Raw genomic sequence first — 17,241 nt, 5'->3', positions numbered from 1 at the left:
CAGTAATTCCCATTGTTCATCTGTGAGATCGGTACGATATGATTGACCCATGACTCTCGTTCTCTGTCATTTTTTGCTATTGACAGGTTATTGTAACGAGAGCTTTTTTACTTTTCAGACCTCCTCTTAGGGTAAGCTAACGCTGGAATTAAGTTTGGTAATTCAGAAACGACTGTATAAGTTTGCACAACTTCCTGCGACTCTCCACTAATTGCAGGTGGTGATAGAAATATTTGATATGACCAACTCGGACGCTTGTGGTTGACAACCTGTTCATTACGCGAAATTTCCCAGCCTTTACCCGTGTAGCGATCAAATCCTAAGACACGCCAAAATCCTTCAGCTTGCGATCGCACCCGCATCACAACTTTGGGCTTCATCTCGCCGCGCAAGTTTTGATTAATTTCGCTATTAAACCCATAGTAAAAAGTTTCGTCTATACCTGTTCCTGCTTGGGCATCGCTACCGCTACCACCACTCGTCCCACCACCGCTTCCTTCACGGACATAACCTGGATTAATAATGCTACGCCCATCAAAATTCTCTTGAATATCTATCGGCGCACTCACTGGAAATGTGCGTATTTGATAACCTGGAAACCGAGGTAAGACCGCAAAAACAGTTAATCCTAGCCCCACAGTTACTAAAAATAGTATTCCTGTACTTTTGAGTGTGACGAATGAAATTTTTTTGACTCTTCGCCCCTCACTCCGGACTTCGTCCCGCTGCGCTAACACCCCTCGCCCCTCTATTCCCAGCCGCGAACGATAATCTAATGCTAATACTGGTAAGGCGATCGCTAAAAAGAGCAGTAACATTGGTGCAAAGGCTAAAGTTTGACTGAGTGTTCCGGCGACTGCAAGTAAAATTAGCCCAATGACAATCGAATAGCCTAAATCTTTACGACGAGGTAAATCAAAGCTATGAAATACCTGAAGTTGAATTAAAAGTTCGGCTAGAAGTACTCTGGTGTCATGTAATTCACCTAATAAGCGTCCAAAAAATGCGGCGAGTGCTGCTAACATCGCGATCGCAATGCAAAACTTGGTCGGAATGTTGCGATCGTGACGGCGATACCAAGCCCAAACTGCGCCAACAATACTTAGTGGCACAGCCCACAAGCTAAACTGCGTTTCTGCTGCGACATCTGTGGCGATAATTCCTACAATGACTAATGCTTGAACAAGCGATCGCAGTAGTCGCGATTCTTCTACTTCGGTTACTTCTCTAGATCTATGCTGTCGCTGCTGATTCCAACCAGATAGCGATAGCGATATTTTGATTCGATTTCGCTGACGCATTCTGGATGATTTGGTCATATTTTTGAGATAGCAAGTTAATTTGAGTTATGTAATATTTTTAACGAACTTTATTAGACACAGAGATCGCACAGTGTGTAGAAAGAGAGGATTTTATAAATGATTCTTGTTAATAAATTTACGAAAAATGTATTGTACCTACTGAGCTTTTACTGTACTTTATTGAATTTTATAGAGCAAATTGACGACTAACGTTGTAATAGCGTGTTTATCTTATTCAGTACACAAAAATAAGTTAACGAATAACTGCCTCAGTAACCTAGCGCAATCCTACTGATCAATTTATTGATATTTAAATAATTTTGTTGAATTGTTTATGTAAATGTACTGTGATATAAGCGAATTATTTATGCTTTACCCAATTAGGGAATTCTGTTTTGAGAAATTCAGTAGAATTACGACCTTTCTACCAGCAGACTCATCACGACGAGCAACCATCTACATTTGATCGCTAAACTCAAAGGGTAGCAAGAGCTTTTTCGCGCTTGATTATGAGTTTAGACAAACAAATTCAATTATTAATGAATGATGCCCCCCAAGATGGCATTACACCCAAAGTTGTTGCAGCGATCGCACCAGGGCTAAAGCTACTCGCCGAGAGGTTAGGTCACTTACAGTACTATATTCTGCAAAGTTTAGAACAAGAGTGGGTGGTCACAACTCTACGTAGTCGTGATGAACTCCATCATGAAAAGCGTGTTATTTATGCTTTTCCCACCTTGAAAGACGTTGTCGCATCAGAACTTGAGCCACAACTGGTTGCTATCCCTATTCCGATCACTCTTATCTTGTTTCAGCTAATTGCTTTAGAAACAGTGGACAGTATCATCTTTTTTGAAACACCAGGTGATACAACTAACGGCATTGAAATTCGTCGCGAAGATATACAGCGTCTGATTCAACTTCAGTTACAGCAATCTTCTCTATCCAATACACCTTCTAACTACATCCCTCCAGATATTGCCTGATTTGGTTTTGCTTTAGGGTTGATACAAAGAGTGCAGGGGAAGCAGAGGAGTAGAGGAGAATACTTTTTCTATCTACTCATAACTCATAACTAGCCACTAGCAACTAAACATTAGTCACTAATACAACCGACTTAAAACATAATCAGCCATATTAATCAAGGCTTGGCGTGATTCAGAATATGGTAGATCGTTGAGATGCTCAACGGCTTGAGTGGCGTGCTTGGCAGCTAATTCCCGTGCTTGTTCGATACCTTTACTGTTTTGGATTAGGGCGATCGCTTGTTCTAAATCGCCTTCTTGAGCGAATTCTCTTGCGATCAAGACTTCTAAATATGGTTTTTCTGCTAAAGCGAATAGCACTGGTGCTGTTAGGTTGCCACTTTTGAGATCTGAGCCTACGGGTTTACCTAAAGTGTCTGCCGAACCGGTAAAGTCGAAAATATCATCGACAATTTGATAGGCTAAGCCTAAGTGACGTCCATAGCTATACAAATGATCTGCAGTTTCACTTGATACATCGCTGAGTAAACCTGCTGCTTTACAACTATTGGCAAATAAAGTCGCTGTTTTGTAGTAGCTTTTCTTTAGGTAAGCTTCGACGGATAAGCTTGTATCAAATAGAATTTCGCCCTGCTGAATTTCGCCAGCAGCAAAATCCATAATGACTTCTGACAAAAGTTTAACTACGTCTAAATTATCTAAGTTAGCTAAATACCAAGAAGATTGAGCGAAAAAGAAATCTCCTGCTAACACAGCTACGCCATTGCCAAATAAGCTGTGAATTGTCGGAACACCTCGCCGCGTTGCAGATTCGTCCACTACGTCATCGTGAATCAGACTCGCGGTGTGAATCATTTCTGTAATTTCAGCTAAGCGGCGGTGACGCAACGTAATGTCTTCATCCAACATAGTTGCTCGCGATACAAGTAGCACAATGGCTGGTCGCAGCCGTTTTCCTCCGGCTCCGAACAAGTGCTTTGCCGCTGCGAAGAGTTTAGGATGGCGCGTACCTACTAACTGAATTAAGTTTTCTGACAGTATCCGTAGGTCTGCTTCAACTGGGGAAAATAGGAAGGTGGCTGAGGTCATGTATAAGCCGACTCAAGCTTTAGTTAAGAAAATTTACATAATCTGTACTCATTTTAAGCTAAGCCTCGGCGTGGGGGAAGTTTTATGAGGAAATCAGCAGAAATTGTATTGAGTGGCTAGTGAAAGAGTTTTGAGTTTTGAGTGATGAGTTTTGAGTAGATAGAAAAAAGTATTCTTTTCTGCTTCTCTACTTACCTGCTCACCTGCTCTTCTTTCGTCACGCAGACAGATTCAACAGTCGGAGTATAGCCCAACCATTGTAAGGAAGACTGCGCAAACTGTTGCGGACAACCAGTAACACAGAAGCGTGTTGGAGAGGGAGGATGCGTACTGCTTAATCCTAATAGTTCAAGTTCCTGAACCGTAGCGGCGACAACATACTCAGCAGGATCGATAAGTTTTACAGATTGTGGTAAGAGCGATCGCACTACTGGCGCTAGATGAGGATAATGGGTACAGCCGTACACTAAAGTATCAATACGTTGCTGTAATAAAAAAGTTAAATATTGACGTGCAACCTCTTTTGTATAAGGGTCGTGAATGCGATTTTGCTCAATAAGAGGCACAAATTCAGGACAACCAACTTGCCAAACTTGGACACTCGGATCAATTTCTAACATTGCCCGTTGATAAGCATTACTCGCCGCAGTTGCTGGAGTCGCAATCACACCGATCCGTTTACCTTGCTGCACCGCTGCCTTTGCCCCTGGCAAAATCAAATCGATAATTGGGATAGGAAATTCCTTTTGCACAATGTTGAGTGCTAGCGCCGAACTTGTATTGCAAGCCGTAACTACCATTTTGACTTGTTGCTGAAGCATCCAGGTGAGGATTTCACGCATGAATTGGACAATTTCACCTGGCGAACGAGTGCCATAGGGAACTCGCGCTGTATCGCCAAGATAAATAATAGATTCTTGCGGTAGTTGTCGGTAAAGCTGACGTAGTACCGTCAGACCACCTAAGCCACTGTCAAAAATGCCAATCGGAGCGTTTTGTACTTGAGGGACATACAAAAGGGAGACAGAAGTATCAGCCACAGGTTGTTAACTAAATTAAACGAAGCACAGATGCCAAGTATGAATTTTGGCATAAAACACCAAATTCACCAAAAATAACACAACTATCGCCCAAGGTACTGCAAAATCCCGCGTGCGATCGCCTCTGCCATTTGTGTTTGGTATGCAGCACTGCGCAGTCTAGGATTATCTTCACGACCAGTCATGTAACCAACTTCAACGAGAACCGAAGGCATGGAAGATTTGCGCAGCACATAAAATCTAGCGCGTCTCACTCCGCGATCGCGAATAGTCACGCGCTGCAAAATGTTGCGATGAATTACCTGTGCTAGGCGCTGACCACTAGAAAAATAATAGGTTTCTAAACCATTGATATCAGGACGACTCAACCCCATTGAATTCGCATGGATACTCACAAAAATATCGGCATTAGCGCGTTCGGCGATCGCCACGCGAGGAGCCAAGTCTACAAAGTAATCGGAATCGCGTGTCATCACGACTTTTACGCCTTCTTTTTCCAGAATGGCGGCAATTTGTTTAGATATCGGTAAAATAACCTGCTTTTCTTGTGCTCCACCGATTCCAATTGCTCCAGGGTCTTTCCCACCATGTCCTGGATCGATCACTACCACGGCACGCTGTTTAGGAGGATTAGGCTTCGCGGGCGGCGTGGCTGGTTGCGGTGGTGTAGTTGCTTGAGGAACTGGTACAGGAACCGATTGTGGCTCAGGTGGCGGTGTCTGAGCATTTGCAGGTGGCAGTAAGATTGAGTTGGCACGGGAAAGTTGTAAGGCGAGTACGTCCTGTCCTGCTTGATTGAGTTCCCCGATCCGAATTCCTGTTGCAGGTTGTACCCAAATAGATACTGTGCGCGGATCAGCTTGCTGCAAACGCACTCTTAGCACAGGGCTGTTAGAAGTCAATGATGGTCCTCTAACGTTACTCGCTAACTGCGCATTGGGAATCGTAATGCGATACAGTCCAGTAGAACGATCCCAGCCACCTGTATAGTTGACCTTTCGGCTCGCGCGAATCAACAACTGGGCACCATTAATCGTCAGTTCTGCGGCGTGAATTGTTGCTAAGCCTGACGACGAGGGAGTGTTCGTAGTTGTGTTCTGAGTTAGAGTAGTGACAACAGTATTGGTAGCACTTCTTCCCTGTGGCAGGACTACCAAACCACCAAAACGACTGACTGATGCTTGCCAATCAGGTCCGTTTCTGTCAACCCGCATCGTCATCCGCGTCACAGGCGGTGAATTTTGAACTTGATTCAGTTGAATCCGACTAACACCGTAGCGATTAACTGTCACAGTCGGCTTTTTGCTCAACTGTGGTGCTAGCGAAGCACCCACTAAATCAATATCAATCGTACTGCGATCGCTACTGCGATTTACTTTAACTTGAGGAGTTCCGCCGCCACGGGTTCGGACAAACAGCCCGTCTCCTGTAACTTGAATATTTTCTACCTGTACTGTTGCAGTTGTCTGTGGAGCTACAGAATTATTGTTTGGACGACTGCTGCCTGGCACAATGGCTGATAGCGATCGTTGTGGCGTTGCGGATGGTGGTGGGCTGACCGCAACTCTTTCAGGCTGTGGTAACTGTACTGTCCATTGACTTGGTGTTGCCCCTTCAAATTTTACCTTCTCAGGATCGAGCTTGTAACCAGGACTTAATTCGATTACTACACGAGCCGTCTGTTCGTCAAATTGACCAACTCGAATACTGCGAATTTTACCGCCAAGCTCTTGTTTTACTGTGGGACGCTCTAGTTTGGTTCCTGGTAAATCGATCACTAATCGCATGGGATTAAAGATGAGTTGTGCTTTTGGTTGAACAGCACTATCCGTCTTGAAGTCCAAGCGATTGCGATTAGCATCAAAATTCCACGATCGAAGTTTCGCCGCCTCTGCGGGAGACGATAACAGAAAAATGCTTAAAGTACTGGGTAGTAGCCAGTGAAATCTCACAATGCTTTCTCCTAATTCATCGCATTCATTTCGTGCAGTCTACGTCTCCTCTATCTGCTCTTAATTCACTCCATCACACATTGACATATCTGGTAGCCGCCCTTGAGTATACCTGAGGACAAGTACACAACACGTATGGCGGCGATAAAACCCACTTCACGATTTGAGAGCAGTGAGCTTGAAGACTCAATCTAGACTCAAAGGCGAGAGCATACACCAAGTCGTGAACCACAATCAACAGTAGCTAGCTCCAAGTAAAATGACTGGTACAACCGTGAGTGTAAGGCTGAGATTTCGTCTTGATTGAGCTGAAGGTTTGAGATGCATCCTTTGCTGCTAATAAGGTTACTGATACTGAAATCAGCCTCTAGTCTCAACTTTGGTGGCAAAATCCAGCTTGAGTTGAGAATTTTAGTTCAGCAAATTTATTAAACCTGCGGACGGAGATTGAGAGATTTAAGTTTCCGCTGTAGCCTACAAATTTAAACTGAGAATAAACTTGGAATAAATTTAACTTCAGATTTGTCTAAAATCAATTACTTATTCAGCTCAATTGAAAGTTATTTACCAAAAATCCTTTTTGAGTTGGAGTAAATGCAAAAGACTGTCTCGATTTGCTACAGAATCTTGACAGACCATATTTGCTGCACAGCTAGTTGATGCAGCGCTAAAAATGAGATTTTTGTCAGTGCTAGACAGCTTTATTAATGTAAAGCGGCTTTTGGCTCTATAAACTAGCAGCAAACATATTAACAGAATTGTGAGAAGAAAGTAATCGTGGATATTGGCAAAATAGGAAGCGAACGAGCTAAAAATACTGTCTTGAGGCAAGTACGTTGGGTTGTGCTCGGATTTAATTGCTAGCTGACTGAAACACTAACTGACCCAGGTTACTTGGTTCATGTAAGAGACAGGATTCTTGATTTTCGATTTACATTAGAGTTTTCACTATAATTGTCGGAATCTACTTATTACAAAAGACTTCATTTCTGTTATCATCCTCGGTATCTATGATGCAAAGCCACAAACGTTAGCGAGTATTCAACCGAAGTTACATTACTACATTTGAGTTTGTCCAATCAATTCGGTGCTAAAGTCTTCTCGGTAGCTGCTGCGAATCATACCTGTTAAATAGAATTATGGAATATTTTGAGCTTATGCAGCATTTGCGACACCAAGGACGCATTACGCTTATCTCAGTTTCTGCGATCGCTTCAGTAGGCTGCTGGTTAAAATTAGGAGTGCAGCAAATAACAATTATTATATTAACCAACTAGCAAGTATTGGCTATTTCCTAAAAATTATCCTCAGCAAAAGGTTCAATATTATCATTAAAATAATGATTTTAGCACCAGATTTTGACATAATATTTTCCAGTTCTTTACAGCGTTCACTAATATTAATTTTTATCTATAAAACTTGTCATTGAAAAATAATTTCTCGAAAACCAAATTAAAGATAAAATACTTTCCTAACGTTCGCGCCCTGAACCTTACGCTGGAAAAATCACAACAATGAAAGCACTTAATAACAACAAATTATTTTCTGTGCTAGCATCTCGAACTCTAAAAATAGTAGGAATTATCCTAATTTTGGCTTTTCTACTTGATTTTGTGATGTTGTTATTTCCGTTTCGAGCACAAACTCAAGAGTGGCAAATTAATTTTGCCACTCAAATTATTGACCGTGGAACAATCCCAATGGTGGGAACAGCTTTGCTCTTAGCTGGTTATTGGATAGAAAATATTGTCACAGATTCTTCTTTAAGTCGCCAATCAGGACTTAACTTAAGATTTCTAGTACTAGTGCTGGCAAGTCTATTAGGGCTACTCTTTCTGCTACTTGCTCCTCTACATATTAATAATATTTTACAAGCAAGAACAGAGGCGATCGCACGCATCAATCAAGAAGCATCGCAAGCCGAAACACAATTGCAAACCCAAATTGCTGCGCAACGAACTCAAATTCGCACTCAGATTTCCGCAATTTTGCAAGACGAACAGCAGGTAAATGCTGCACTCCAAAGTCCACAAGTTCCAGAACAAATTAGAAATATCCTCCAACAGGCAAGAGAAAATCCTCAAGCCCTCGACCAAATCATCGATCAACAACTTAACGCCGACGCGCTACGCAATCAAGCTTTAGAGCAGATTCAGCAACGCAGGCAAGAAGTTGAACAACGCGCTCAAGAACAAGTTCAGTCAGGGATTGGCAGTGGTATTCGTAGTTTACTACTGTCTATTGGTTACATCCTCATTGGCTGGACAGGGTTGAGAAATATGAACTCGCTGCCACCAGAGCGCCCTAACTACACCGACTACTGATAGAGAAGGTAGTTTGAAGCAATTGATGACTTGATTTTCAGTGCTACACTGATTGCAATAAATCTTTACAGCTTCTTAAAGAATACAATAGGAGATACAACCAGTTACAAATGACGCTGATGAGTGCAAGGAGCGGTGTAAAGCATCAATAAATAACTATCAATACACGACACAACATTTGCGATAAGCGTATCGTAGTCCTAAATTATCAAACCACAACAAAGACATCAAAAGTCAAGCGCCAGTTACAAGGAGAGTGGGCGATTTGTGTTTGAACGCCTTAAACAAGATTTAAAAAATGACTTGATAGCAGGGTTGTTAGTAGTCATTCCCTTAGCTACCACGATATGGCTAACAGTTACCATTGCCACTTGGGTGATTGACTTTCTCACACAAATTCCTAGGCAACTAAATCCCTTCGATGGTATGCATCCACTTTTAGTGGATTTATTGAGTCTAGCAGTAGGATTTACCGTACCTTTACTAAGCATTCTGCTCATCGGTTTGATGGCACGTAATATCGCAGGGCGGTGGTTGCTTGATGTGGGAGAGGAACTGTTACAAGCAATTCCTTTAGCAGGCTCAGTATACAAAACTCTCAAACAGTTACTCGAAACTTTGCTAAGAGATACTAACGGCAAGTTCCGCCGCGTCATTTTAGTAGAGTATCCCCGTAAAGGAATGTGGGTTATTGCATTTGTGACAGGTACAATCAGTAATGATATTCAGTCGCAATTGCAGCGTCCTGTGCTAAGTATTTTTATTCCTACAACTCCAAACCCGACAACCGGTTGGTATGCAATTGTTCCTGAAGATGAAGTCATTAACTTAAAAATGTCAATAGAAGATGCTTTTAAGGTCGTTATCTCCGGAGGCATCGTCGCTCCCAATACACTAATAACACCTTTAGTCGTCTCCAAAGAACGTAAACTCGAATCTCCATTACAGTAGAAAGGAACTAGGAGCAATTGACTAGTTTTGAATTTTAAGTTTTGAGTTTTGTTCGCGAAGAAAGGTGCCGGAGGCATTCATCAAAAGAATTGTCTCAACACTTCACGACTCACAACTCATAACTCACAACTCATAACTCACACATTATGCAACCCCGTAGAATTGCCCGTGAACTTGCTTTGCTAAGCTTGAGCCAACTACCAAGCTCACCAGAGAAACTTGAAACACAACAATTATCAAATATGGTATTGGCAGCGGTTAGAACTCTGACAACCGAAGTTCAAGATACTCTGACGACTGCAGCAGCAGAGTTACAACGTGCCAGCGATCGCCTATTAAGCAGCGAGACACGCGCTGGCGATTTACGTACTTCCAGATCGCTATTAGACGAATCCATTCAACTTACTCAAAGTGCAATTAATCGAGTTGGTGCAGCACTTGAGCTACCAGAACTCATTCAACTGGCAAACCAACCAGACTTTGACGTTCGTACCTACGCACTCCAAATTGTCCGAGCTGTCAATATTCATCGTACAGAAATTGATGAAAAGCTTAACGATGCCTTGGTCGATTGGCAAGTATCTCGCTTAGCGCGAATTGACCGCGACTTACTCCGCATTGCAGTAGCAGAAATACTATACTTAGGTGTTCCAGATCGCGTTGCAATTAATGAAGCAGTAGAACTTGCTAAGCGTTACAGTGGAGACGAAGGACACCGCTTTATTAATGGTGTTCTCCGCCGGATTAGCGAACAAGCACAAGCAGCCTATCCAAAATCTTAGCAGTAACATCTCGCCTGCATCCCCCAAGAGTTGGTAAATTAAAGAATAGTTGATGTCTGCTATTCAAGTCGTCTGTTTTAGCTGGCAATTTACAGTAGGTGCAATGGTTTTTAATTGGTTCCGTCGTCAATTTAGTCAAGAGCAAGCTGCTCCCTCAACCGAGGAACAAGCTACAACCACTCCACCTGAAACAGAAGAATCAACAGCTGAAAAACAAAGTGATGCCTCACCAGAAATTTCAGCTGACTACTTAAGCTTTGCTAAGGCAGCCTACAAAAATATTCAGCAGCGACAAGCACAAAGTGAGTCTGTTACTGAACCGGCACCTGTCGAATCAACAGATGAAGTTGCCCCAAGCAAATCCTCAGAACCAGAGGCGACTTCAACAGAAGCTATTGTTAGCGAAACACATACAACTGAGACAGAATCAGTCACTGTAGAAGATGAACCAGAGGCGACTTCAACAGAAGCTATTGTTAGCGAAACACATACAACTGAGACAGAATCAGTCACTGTAGAAGATGAACCAGAACCTGCGTTAAAAACAGATGCTCAAGTTGAAAATGTCAGTGAGTCACCTGTAGCTGAGACAGAATCAGTCGTCGTCGAAGATGAACCAATAGCTAGTCAACCTGAAACATCACCAGAAGCCCCAGATGAATCATTACCCTTTTGGGCAAGAGCAGAAGCTGAACGACAAGCGCGGCTAGAAAGACTCAAAGCAACAGCAATTGAAGAACCAGAACCAGTTCTAGCTACTACGGAAACTACACAAGTCGCAGACGAAGCTTCAAACCTTGATTTAGCATTTGATGAAGGTTTTCTGTGGTCAGCAGAAATTTTAGCGGCTCAAGGGCGAAAACCAGAGGATGTTTCAATAGAAGAAATTACTTGGCTTAAAAAGCTACGGCAAGGATTAGACAAAACTCGACGCAATCTTGTTAATCAAATTAAGGCGATTGTTGGGCAAGGACCACTCAACCAAGCAGCAGTACTCGAAATTGAGGCTTTGTTATTACAAGCAGATGTTGGAGTTGAGGCAACAGACTACATTATTAATGCCTTGCAAGAGCGAATTAAGCAAGAAGCACTACCTCCAGAAGTCGCGATCGCCTATCTCAAAGAAATTCTGCAAGATATGCTCAATCGACCTTTAACCTCGCACAATGCTGCTTTTGCTCCCGAAAAAGACACCCTCAACATCTGGTTAATGACAGGAGTTAATGGAGCCGGTAAAACGACAACTATCGGCAAAATTGCTCATATTGCTCAAAAATCGGGATACAACTGCTTAATTGCTGCTGCTGATACCTTCCGTGCGGCTGCTGTTGAACAAGTAAAAATTTGGGGTTCGCGCAGTGGAGTTGAAGTCATTGCCAACCCAGGACAAAATACCGATCCAGCAGCAGTTGTCTTTGATGCAATTACAGCTGCTCAATCACGCAACATTGAATTACTCTTAGTAGACACTGCAGGACGACTTCAAAATAAGAAAAATCTCATGGACGAACTGAGTAAAATTCGTCGCATTGTCGATAAAAAAGCTCCCAATGCCAAAATTGAATCGCTCCTCGTACTCGATGCGACTTTAGGACAAAATGGTTTACGGCAGGCTGAGGTTTTTGCTCAAGCGGCTCAACTTAGTGGCGTTGTCTTAACAAAACTTGATGGCACTGCAAAAGGAGGAGTCGCATTGGCTGTTGTACAGCAACTCAATCTCCCGATTCGCTTTATCGGTGCAGGTGAAGGTGTTGAGGACTTACGTCCTTTTTCCAGCTATGAATTCGTTGAAGCTTTACTGAGTAGTTAATTTAGGCACAAAATATAAGTTGGTTTCAGCTGAAGATACACTTTTTCAGCTAAGATGCCTCAACTTCAATTAAATAATCTTTATTCAAGAAAGACTGCAAAACTTATCTTATTCTTATGTTTTGCTGCCAAACTAATTCTTAGGTTTATAGTGTTGCAGGCAGCAGTTTGGATAGTGCTAAACTCAAACTACATTTTTTTGAGCAAATACTAAGAAAAACTTTATAAAACAACTGTATTTTATTGTTTCAGTCATTATACTACACAAAAGACATTACGCTTCCAAGCTCAATGTAGTGAGCAATACATTTTCATCTATACTAAACGAGATGATTTTTGCTTCCTCACTTAATGGCTAAAATCCTCAGGTAAGAGAATAACGATGGTGTCTGTGCCTCAACCTTCTTCACACCCCACTGCTGATCGCGATAGCAACGCCAACACTGATGCCGCTCCTATTTTGGCACTCAAGCAACTTGTCGCGCGTCTGCATAAGGAACAGCACAAGATCCACGATTTACTTGGTTCTCTAGGATTTGCCTTGAGAAGCTTCAGTAACCTAAATCAGTTTTTAGAACTCATTCCGTTGATGGCAACACGAGTAACTGATGCTGATGGCGGTGCACTCGTTTTGTTTAAGCCTAATGGTCAAGTACGACTAGAACGACTTCATTGTCAAGATAGTCATCAAAGCAAAAATATTCGCAAAGCACTAGAAACCGCAATTAGTGTCGTTACAGCTTCTTTAGCAACTGCTACAGGAATTGTTCCGGCTACTGCTACGGCTGCTTTAGATGACCAAGTTAGTCGATACTTAGGTTCAGAAATTCAACTATTTGGCACAACAGTTTTTGTAAAACAAGTAGAACGCGGAAGACTGTACGTTTTTAGCAGTAATCCAGAATATAGTTGGACAGAAAGTAGGCAAAAGTTAGTCCGCCTTGTTGCAGATTTAACTGCGGTTGCCGTTGAAAATGATGAATTAACCGCAGAACTGCGCAAAAAAGAACGTATGAACCGAGAATTGGAAATTGGTGCAGAAATTCAACTAAGATTGCTACCACGCCAATGTCCTAAGATTGCTGGCATTACGTTAGCTGCACGCTGTCAACCAGCAAGTCATATAGGCGGCGATTACTATGACTTTATTCCAACAAACTGTCACCCAAATCAAGTAGCACTCGGTAGTGGAAACGATCCTTGTCGTTGGGGAATTGTGATTGGCGATGTCATGGGAAAAGGCGTTCCCGCAGGTTTACTGATGACAATGACGCAGGGAATGTTACGTACAGAAGTTCCTAATGGTAATTCCCCTGCACAAATTCTGCAAAAATTAAATCAGGTAATTTATGCAGATTTAGAAAATTCTCACCGCTTTATTACGTTGTTTTGTTCAGCTTACGATCCCCAAACTCAAACGTTATACTACAGCAATGCCGCACACAATCCTCCTTTGTTGTGGCAAGCAGCTACGGGAAATATTAAGCGCTTAGATACATGGGGAATGTTGATTGGGTTAGATGCAGAAAGTCAGTATGAAGACGCCCATATTCAATTGCATCCAGGAGATACGATTATTTACTACACTGATGGTTTTACCGATGCCGTCAATCAAAGTGGCGATCGCTTCGACGAAGAAAACCTAATTCGCAAATTCTATTGGGCTTGTCAGCATTGTCAAGGACCACAAGCCATCCTTGAATACTTATTTGAGCAAGTATATCGCTTTATTGGTTCAGCTAATCAGAATAAAGACGACATGACACTGATTGTCTTGCAAGTTACGAATGAGTAATATCAACTTTGGTTGAATAAGCAGACCATTGCGGGGATTGGTAACTGGTAAGTGTGAATTGGTAATTGTTTTGTTAAGTTATTAGCCACTCATTACTACAAGAACTTCTTGTTCAATCTTCCACTAGTCACTAGTTCCACTAATCACTCACCCCTGATTTAGTCAAAACACAACTTCCCAAATTTTCGAGAAAACAGCAGATTTAGTAACAGCAATTTAAAATGAATTACTCATATCATCTAATTTTCCGTCAAAATTTTATGTTGATGGGACTAATGATTTTGAGTGAAGGAACATAAATTAGCTGTGAATCAACAAAAAACATGGAGTCAGCGATTTGAATCAGCGCTACACCCTGCGATCGCTCGCTTCAATGCTAGTATCGGCTTTGACATTGAATTAATCGAATACGACATCACAGGTTCAATTGCCCATGCCAAAATGCTGGGGCACACAGGAATTATTTCACCTGATGAAGCCGCACAACTCGTTGCAGGTTTAGAACAAATTCGTCAAGAATACCGACAGGGAAATTTCACTCCAGGGATCGACGCTGAGGACGTTCATTTTGCTGTTGAAAGACGTCTTACCGAAATTGTCGGAGACGTCGGTAAAAAACTGCACACTGCGCGATCGCGTAACGATCAAGTGGGTACTGATATTCGGCTTTATTTACGCGATCAAATAAACCAAATTCGTCAAGATATCCGCGAATTTCAAAGCGTTCTGCTCGATTTAGCCGAAATTCACGTTCAAACACTCATTCCTGGCTACACACACCTGCAACGCGCCCAACCTGTCAGTTTAGCGCATCACCTTATGGCATACTTTCAAATGGCACAGCGCGATTGGGAACGCTTAAAAGATGTAAATCAGCGCGTCAATATCTCACCACTAGGAAGTGGTGCTTTAGCCGGAACGACTTTCCCAATTGACCGACATTATACGGCGGAACTCTTGCAATTTAACCAAATTTATGCTAATAGCATGGATGCAGTGAGCGATCGCGACTTTGCAATCGAATTTCTCGCCAGCGCTAGCATCATCATGGTTCACCTCAGCCGTCTTTCAGAAGAAGTGATTCTTTGGTCGTCGCAGGAATTTAGCTTTGTCAAGCTTAAAGATAGTTGTGCGACAGGTTCTAGTATTATGCCCCAAAAGAAAAACCCCGATGTGCCAGAACTGGTACGGGGCAAAACTGGGAGAGTCTGCGGTCATCTCCAAGCACTACTTGTGTTAATGAAGGGTTTGCCTTTGGCTTATAACAAAGACCTACAAGATGACAAAGAAGCCATTTTTGATACAGTCAGAACTGTTAAAGCTTGCTTAGAGGCAATGACCATTTTGCTAAGAGAAGGCTTAGAGTTTTCTACCCCGCGTCTAGCCGCAGCAGTCGCCGAAGATTTTTCTAATGCCACTGATGTTGCTGATTATTTAGCAGCACGAGGAGTTCCCTTCCGTGAAGCTTACAACCTTGTCGGCAAAGTTGTTAAAACTTGCATCGCTGCGGGGAAGCTCCTCAAAGATTTGAGCTTAGAGGAGTGGAAAGCTTTACATCCCGCCTTTGAGCAAGATATTTATCAAGCGATCGCTCCTCAGCAAGTTGTTGCAGCTCGCAACAGCTACGGGGGAACTGGTTTTGAACAAGTGAGTCAAGCAATTACTGCTGCTCGTCAGCTCATGATTGTGGAAGATAGCTCCGCAACCACAGCCATATCAAATCAGCACCGAACAGTATAAGTAGTATGCTGGCTCAAGCCTTAACAAGTGCTGTTGGCAATTTATGTATCAGCTGCTGCTGTTGTATCTTCTTCTTCTCGTTGCTGCTGCGGATTTTGTTGATATCTTCGCTGGAAACGCCCTGTAGTAGTTCTCTTACGAAACTTACGGGCGTACGCCTGATTCCGTAGCGCCTTTTCTTTTTTTGGATTACGGCGCTTAGCCATGTTCACCTCATTAAATAAACAACAATTTCTGCCTCTAGATCTATAAAGGCAATACCAGATACCGATAATAAACGGTATACTTCCAGCCTAGCGAATTTAACTTGACAATTGCACATTTATCTGTGTAGCACACAGTTTTCTATGAGCGTTTGGTCATCTCATTCCCAGATTATGCTGCCATAAACTGAGTGTTGAGGCTAGACAAAATGTCATCAACTAGGGCACAAGCAACTGTTGTGCCACTGTGTAGAGTTCATTATAAGCTAACTAGTATTACTAATGGGCAATTCAAAGCAGTAAACCTCTTGCTTTGCTTTTATGCTTCGTACTGGCAGGCAAACTAGCGCAGTATATTAGAGCTTGGCGAATTTATTCGCTGCTCGATAAACAAAGTCTACCTGTGTAGAGATACTGATTACTTAGTATCAATCAAAAAATAGTTGCAACAAATCATAATGGACTGACTTCTTTTTCCCCAGTTTCTCAGTACCATGTGTAGCAACTCTCAGACAAGCAGTATCAGCGCTTTTTTTATAACGCATGCAGATTGTGACTTGAGTATTTCTCTTTTCCTAGATAGAGATTATGGCTATCCTTTAAATGTTATTGATGGTATTACTTACGGCAGTTGATTACAAAAATTGTAAGGTTGAATAATATTTCTCGCGTCCCAGCTTTTCGTTCTATGAGCCGCTTATGGCAATTTGGTCAAACTGTCTTAGGCATTATCTTTCGGCATCCAATTCCTGGTACTAGCATTATTCCTATTTTGCCAGATGGTCAAATCGTTTTGATTCGCCGCCGTGATAATGGTAAATGGTCGCTACCTGGAGGAATGGTAGATTGGGGAGAAGATATTCCTACAGCCGTGCGTCGGGAGTTAGCAGAAGAAACAGGACTCGAACTCGTTAAAATTCGCCGTTTGGTGGGAGTGTATTCCGCACCCGATCGCGATCCACGAGTGCATTCAATTTGCGTGCTTGTCGAAGCCGAAGTCAAGGGAGAAATGAAAATTCGCGATTCTTTAGAAGTCATCGATATTAAAGCTTTTTCTCCAACATCTCTACCTCCAGGCGAGCTTTCTCACGATCATACCCAGCAGTTACAAGACTATTTTGCAGGAGAAACAATTGTAGCTTAGAGGAGGTCTGAAAAGTAAAAAAGCTCTCGTTACAATAACCTGTCAATAGCAAAAAATGACAGAGAACGAGAGTCATGGGTCAATCATATCGTACCGATCTCACAGATGAACAATGGGAATTACTG

General features: G+C 42.4%; 14 protein-coding genes. 9 read left to right on the top strand and 5 right to left on the bottom strand.

Translation table 11 applies throughout. The features are described 5' to 3' along the window. Positions 1 to 107: 107 nt before the first annotated feature. Entirely contained in the window at positions 108 to 1,319 is a 1,212-nt protein-coding gene (locus tag IQ230_RS24275) for a DUF3488 domain-containing protein (protein WP_228055294.1), read from the bottom strand. A gap of 491 nt (positions 1,320 to 1,810) precedes the next feature. Here IQ230_RS24275 and IQ230_RS24270 point away from each other — a divergent pair, with 491 nt between their 5' ends. Next, positions 1,811 to 2,287: a hypothetical protein gene (locus IQ230_RS24270; RefSeq protein WP_193934787.1), complete on the top strand. Its 477-nt coding sequence runs from the start codon at positions 1,811 to 1,813 to the stop codon at positions 2,285 to 2,287. A 117-nt stretch (positions 2,288 to 2,404) separates the two neighbouring features. Here IQ230_RS24270 and sds read toward each other — a convergent pair whose 3' ends face one another. From sds to IQ230_RS24255, 3 genes are all read right to left on the bottom strand, one after another. Beyond that, a complete protein-coding gene (gene sds / locus IQ230_RS24265; RefSeq protein ID WP_193934786.1) occupies positions 2,405 to 3,376 on the bottom strand; it encodes a solanesyl diphosphate synthase in 972 nt (323 codons plus the stop codon). A gap of 191 nt (positions 3,377 to 3,567) precedes the next feature. Beyond that, positions 3,568 to 4,416 carry a glutamate racemase gene (murI, locus tag IQ230_RS24260; protein ID WP_193934785.1) on the bottom strand — a complete coding sequence of 283 codons (849 nt, stop codon included), beginning with the start codon at positions 4,414 to 4,416 and terminating at the stop codon, positions 3,568 to 3,570. Positions 4,417 to 4,499: 83 nt separating this feature from the next. After that, on the bottom strand, positions 4,500 to 6,368 hold the full coding sequence (locus IQ230_RS24255) for an N-acetylmuramoyl-L-alanine amidase (protein ID WP_193934784.1): 1,869 nt from the start codon (positions 6,366 to 6,368) through the stop codon (positions 4,500 to 4,502). Positions 6,369 to 7,507: 1,139 nt separating this feature from the next. Here IQ230_RS24255 and IQ230_RS27080 point away from each other — a divergent pair. From IQ230_RS27080 to argH, 7 genes are all read left to right on the top strand, one after another. Next, positions 7,508 to 7,645 (top strand): hypothetical protein, encoded by a 138-nt coding sequence (locus IQ230_RS27080; protein ID WP_228055293.1) that lies wholly within the window; start codon positions 7,508 to 7,510, stop codon positions 7,643 to 7,645. 237 nt (positions 7,646 to 7,882) lie between these two features. Further along, a complete protein-coding gene (gene hpsJ-B, locus IQ230_RS24250; protein ID WP_193934783.1) occupies positions 7,883 to 8,692 on the top strand; it encodes a hormogonium polysaccharide biosynthesis protein HpsJ in 810 nt (269 codons plus the stop codon). 267 nt (positions 8,693 to 8,959) lie between these two features. Continuing rightward, the gene (locus IQ230_RS24245) at positions 8,960 to 9,643 is read left to right on the top strand and encodes a DUF502 domain-containing protein (RefSeq protein ID WP_193934782.1); all 684 of its coding nucleotides are present in this window, start codon (positions 8,960 to 8,962) and stop codon (positions 9,641 to 9,643) included. A gap of 146 nt (positions 9,644 to 9,789) precedes the next feature. Next, complete coding sequence (gene nusB / locus IQ230_RS24240; RefSeq protein WP_193934781.1) at positions 9,790 to 10,425, top strand: transcription antitermination factor NusB; 636 nt, start codon at positions 9,790 to 9,792, stop codon at positions 10,423 to 10,425. Between the two features lie 52 nt (positions 10,426 to 10,477). Further along, complete coding sequence (ftsY, locus tag IQ230_RS24235) at positions 10,478 to 12,235, top strand: signal recognition particle-docking protein FtsY (protein WP_193934780.1); 1,758 nt, start codon at positions 10,478 to 10,480, stop codon at positions 12,233 to 12,235. A gap of 381 nt (positions 12,236 to 12,616) precedes the next feature. Then, positions 12,617 to 14,029 (top strand): PP2C family protein-serine/threonine phosphatase, encoded by a 1,413-nt coding sequence (locus tag IQ230_RS24230; protein WP_193934779.1) that lies wholly within the window; start codon positions 12,617 to 12,619, stop codon positions 14,027 to 14,029. Positions 14,030 to 14,335: 306 nt separating this feature from the next. Continuing rightward, on the top strand, positions 14,336 to 15,769 hold the full coding sequence (gene argH, locus IQ230_RS24225) for an argininosuccinate lyase (RefSeq protein WP_193934778.1): 1,434 nt from the start codon (positions 14,336 to 14,338) through the stop codon (positions 15,767 to 15,769). Between the two features lie 41 nt (positions 15,770 to 15,810). Here the strand turns inward: argH and IQ230_RS24220 are convergent, their stop codons facing one another. Continuing rightward, positions 15,811 to 15,975, bottom strand: a complete 165-nt coding sequence (locus tag IQ230_RS24220) for a hypothetical protein (protein ID WP_193934777.1) — start codon at positions 15,973 to 15,975, stop codon at positions 15,811 to 15,813. Between the two features lie 685 nt (positions 15,976 to 16,660). On the opposite strand from IQ230_RS24220, the gene IQ230_RS24215 reads away from it, so the two are divergent. After that, positions 16,661 to 17,116, top strand: coding sequence for an NUDIX hydrolase (locus IQ230_RS24215; protein WP_193934788.1), 456 nt, complete (start codon positions 16,661 to 16,663; stop codon positions 17,114 to 17,116). Positions 17,117 to 17,241: the final 125 nt, after the last annotated feature.

The organism is Gloeocapsopsis crepidinum LEGE 06123, assembly GCF_015207655.1.
GTDB lineage: Bacteria > Cyanobacteriota > Cyanobacteriia > Cyanobacteriales > Chroococcidiopsidaceae > Gloeocapsopsis > Gloeocapsopsis crepidinum.
The sequence above is the reverse complement of the archived record's forward strand: the minus strand, read 5'-3'. Positions and strand labels throughout refer to the sequence as shown.